The 2,033-nt window shown below is 51.1% G+C and carries 3 protein-coding genes and 1 pseudogene; 1 reads left to right on the top strand and 3 read right to left on the bottom strand.

The genetic code is table 11. The features are described from left to right. Positions 1–45: 45 nt before the first annotated feature. A pseudogene (locus tag Abin_RS10240) lies at positions 46–279 on the top strand (integrase); the annotation flags it as partial. 320 nt (positions 280–599) lie between these two features. On the opposite strand, the gene Abin_RS10235 reads toward Abin_RS10240, so the two are convergent. The 3 genes from Abin_RS10235 to Abin_RS15650 form a co-directional block, all read right to left on the bottom strand. Further along, a complete protein-coding gene (locus Abin_RS10235) occupies positions 600–815 on the bottom strand; it encodes a terminase small subunit (RefSeq protein ID WP_158319913.1) in 216 nt (71 codons plus the stop codon). A 117-nt stretch (positions 816–932) separates the two neighbouring features. Next, entirely contained in the window at positions 933–1,583 is a 651-nt protein-coding gene (locus Abin_RS10230; RefSeq protein ID WP_255319443.1) for an MgtC/SapB family protein, read from the bottom strand. Positions 1,584–1,626: 43 nt separating this feature from the next. Further along, positions 1,627–2,033: hypothetical protein (locus Abin_RS15650; RefSeq protein WP_219810483.1), on the bottom strand; the 407-nt coding region annotated here is incomplete at its 5' end.

The following is a 2,033-nucleotide window of genomic DNA, read 5'->3' as shown; positions in this document are numbered from 1 at the left end:
CCAGAATAGAAATATTCAGCAAGGCGGCAGTCGCCGGGTGCTTACGCCTTGAGTAAAGCCCTTCACCTTGCAGCCAAGACAAAGGATGTCACTGTTCACGGCCTGCGTTCCACCTTCAGGGACTGGACTTCTGACACCAATGCTTGCCCGCGTGATGTGGCGGAGATGGCTCTTGCCCATGCCATAGAGAACAAGGTTGAAGCCGCTTACCGTAGGACTGACCTTCTGGAACAGCGCCGCCCGCTCATGGAGGCGTGGTCAACGCAATGCCGGGTATGAGGCAAAATCCAATCCGGTATTGTTTTTTTCGGTCGTTCCGGTCGGACCAGTCGGACCAACCAGCAAATTCGGCACGTGTATGCTGCCGGTTTCGCCCGAAATCATTTCATTGGGGTTTTCTTATAAGGACCGGGGAGTTTGTGTCTGATAGGGTTCTCATAAGAAAATGGGGGTTAAATCAGACGGAGGGGTATAGAGGGTCAAAAGGTTGAAACCGGCTTACGTGTGGACCGAACACCTCCCCATTTTTTTTGCGTGTGCGAATTAAAATTTCTGGCTGAATTAAACCTTGGGTTGTCTCTGAAATGGCGCTTTGAATGTCAACATTTGTCAACAATTTCCAGTGGACCCAATGTCTGAAATCGCGTTCTGAATTTCAACTTTTTAAATAGATTGGAGGCGGCTTGGCCTGCGGTTTTCTCACTGTATCCAGCCCGAATGGCGGCTTGCTCAACCTTAACATTTGATAACAGGCTGACGCTTTCGATTTCATGTTTTTTCAAGAGGGCCGAAGCGCAGATGAGGTGGCGTTTCACCACCCCATTCCAGCCACTCGCGCTCGCGCGCGTATTGGTCGCGAAATTCCTCATACCGTCTAATATGTCGCAGAGAACTAGCTGTTCAGAAAATCTGCCCCACTCCAAAAAGTCCGGTTAGAAACCTGATTCCTGATCTACTGCATCAATCTGTGGCGGCAGGCGTCGATCAATCCATTTGACCAAAACTCTCAATATCGTATTGGCACTAAGAATAAAGACGGTCAGAAGTGCTGCCTCTGCAATCATGTCACACCCCGTGCAGGCACCGATGGCTGCTGAGCACCATAGTGTTGCGGCAGTGTTCAAGCCTCGTACATTTGGACCATCTTTCATGATGACGCCAGCACCGAGAAATCCGACTCCTGATACGACATACGCAATTACGCGAATGGCAGAGGTGTCTCCGCCAATGCGTTCAGCCAGATCAACGAAGGCTGATGCACCAATTGCAACTAGCGCATTAGTGCGCAGCCCGGCTGTTCGTTGGCGAAACTGGCGTTCCGCTCCGATTAACGTCCCAAATAAAAAGGCAGATAGATAGCTTCCAAACGTATCTAAAAAAGAGTGCGCATCAAAGGTTTGGGTAAAATGCATTGTTACTCTTTCTCTGTCGGCCGTCCGTGGATTGCGGATTTGATTTTTGAATAAGCTGCCCAGATTTTTCTGTGTCCTTTCATCAAGCGCCCAGATGACCAAAAGGACTTTGGAGTGACGCGTATCATAGCCGCGGAGCTGATAGAAGGCGTAACTTTCATGTTTACACACTCAGAGGTGGCAACCTCGTACACACGCGCATCTGCTTACAAAATCAGCCCCACCGGCACCCGAACCGCGCCATGCAGAAATCGTTTAGAACCTCCTCACGTCGCCACATTTCATCGAAAGCGGCCTCATGGATGCGACGATACGTAGTGCTGTGCATCCCCTTAGGCCGGGACGGGTCGCGTGAGGAAAAACTACCTCCGCAACTCCCACCAATCCGCTTCAACAGCTTTTCTTCTCTCATCCATGACCGGCCTATGGCGTCCACGTTTCTGCTTTCATAGGTCATGTTGAAGCAATGCCGGCACGCAAGATGTCTGGAATTGCTGGACAGGTGCAGGGCCGAAACCCGCCTTGCACAATATGGGCAGAGCATCCAAGGCCGCCTGCCTCCATAGTTGCAGGCTGACCATGAAACACTAATGGGCATGACAACGCGCAGGCTCTCTCGGT

Origin of the sequence: Acetobacter indonesiensis, from assembly GCF_000963945.1 — a bacterium.
Classification (GTDB): Bacteria; Pseudomonadota; Alphaproteobacteria; order Acetobacterales; family Acetobacteraceae; genus Acetobacter; species Acetobacter indonesiensis.
Note: the sequence above shows the minus strand (reverse complement) of the source record. Positions and strands in the feature narration are given on the sequence as shown.